This window comes from Shimia abyssi, from assembly GCF_003014475.1.
Classification (GTDB): Bacteria; Pseudomonadota; Alphaproteobacteria; order Rhodobacterales; family Rhodobacteraceae; genus Shimia; species Shimia abyssi.
In genome coordinates this window covers 1-1,685 of sequence record NZ_PYGJ01000043.1, presented here as the reverse complement: position 1 = coordinate 1,685, position 1,685 = coordinate 1, and the positions used below count along the sequence as shown (strand labels likewise).

The window sequence follows — 1,685 nt, the reverse complement described above, 5'->3', positions numbered from 1 at the left end:
AAGGAGTTATCCGCCCATGAAGGTCTTGGTACCTGTCAAGCGCGTGATTGATTACAACGTGAAGGTTCGTGTTAAAGCGGACGGGAGCGGAGTTGATCTCGCCAATGTTAAGATGTCGATGAACCCGTTCGACGAGATCGCTGTCGAAGAGGCCATTCGCCTCAAGGAAGCTGGTAAGGCAGACGAGATTATCGCCGTGTCAATCGGCGTCAAGCAGGCACAGGAAACGCTGCGCACCGCGCTCGCCATGGGTGCCGACCGCGCCATCCTCGTGATTGCCGCAGACGACGTGCACACCGATATCGAACCGCTCGCCGTGGCCAAGATCCTCGCCAAAGTGATCGAAGAAGAGCAGCCCGGCCTTGTTCTGGCGGGCAAACAGGCGATTGACAACGATATGAACGCCACCGGTCAGATGCTGTCGGCACTGCTGGGCTGGTCGCAAGGCACCTTTGCCTCTGAACTGGACATCGAAGGCGACAGCGCCAAGATCACCCGCGAGGTTGATGGCGGTCTGCAAACGATCAGCGTCAAGATGCCCACTATCGTGACCGTGGATCTGCGCCTGAACGAGCCGCGCTATGCGTCGCTGCCCAACATCATGAAGGCCAAGAAAAAGCCGCTCGACGAGAAAACCGCCGCCGATTACGGCGTCGACGTCACGCCGCGTCTGACCATCGTGAAAACCGAAGAGCCCGCTGCCCGCGCCGCTGGCATCGTGGTCGGCTCGGTTGACGAGCTGGTCGAGAAACTCAAAGAAGCGGGGGCTGTGTAATGGCTGTTCTTCTCCTTGCCGAAGTCAACAATGGCGAACTGGCGCTGGACGCCACTGCCAAGGCAGTCACCGCCGCGCAGAAACTGGGCGACGTGACGGTTCTGGCCGCGGGGGGCTCTGCCGCCGCTGCCGGTGAAGCCGCCGCCAAGATTGACGGCGTGGCACGCGTGCTGGTCGCCGAAGACGATAGCCTCGGCCACCGCCTTGCGGAATCAACCGCCGCGCTGATCGTCAGCCTGGCAGGCGATTATGAACATATCGTTGCCCCGGCCACGACCGATGCCAAAAACGTCATGCCCCGCGTTGCCGCGTTGCTTGATGCGATGGTGATCTCAGACGTAACGGATGTGGTTGACGCTGCCACCTTCGTGCGCCCGATCTACGCGGGCAACGCGATGCAAACCGTGGCAACCTCGGATGCCAAAAAGGTCATTACCTTCCGCACCTCGACCTTCGATGCGGCTGGTGAGGGCGGCGCGGCTTCGGTTGATACCGTTTCTGCCGCCGCGGATCCGGGCCTGTCGTCCTGGGTCGAAGACAAGGTGGCCGCAAGCGACCGCCCCGAGCTGACCTCGGCGGGCGTGGTTGTCTCTGGTGGCCGTGGCGTTGGGTCTGAGGAAGATTTCAAACTGATCGAAACCCTGGCCGACAAACTGGGCGCCGCCGTCGGTGCCTCGCGCGCAGCGGTCGATTCAGGCTATGCCCCCAACGACTGGCAGGTCGGTCAAACCGGCAAGGTCGTCGCCCCGGATCTCTATGTCGCCATCGGCATCTCCGGCGCAATCCAGCACCTCGCCGGTATGAAAGACTCCAAAGTGATCGTCGCCATCAACAAGGACGAAGAGGCCCCCATCTTCCAGGTCGCAGACTTCGGTCTCGTCGAAGACCTCTTCAAAGCCGTGCCTGAACT

Annotated in this window: 2 protein-coding genes; both read left to right on the top strand. The window is 61.4% G+C overall.

Annotation, left to right across the window (positions count from 1 at the left end; all coding sequences use genetic code 11):
* Positions 1–16: 16 nt before the first annotated feature.
* The gene (locus CLV88_RS22785; RefSeq protein WP_106610702.1) at positions 17–775 is read left to right on the top strand and encodes an electron transfer flavoprotein subunit beta/FixA family protein; all 759 of its coding nucleotides are present in this window, start codon (positions 17–19) and stop codon (positions 773–775) included.
* The coding region (locus tag CLV88_RS22780) for an electron transfer flavoprotein subunit alpha/FixB family protein (protein ID WP_106610701.1) at positions 775–1,685 on the top strand (911 nt) is incomplete at its 3' end. The genes CLV88_RS22785 and CLV88_RS22780, both read left to right, overlap by 1 nt.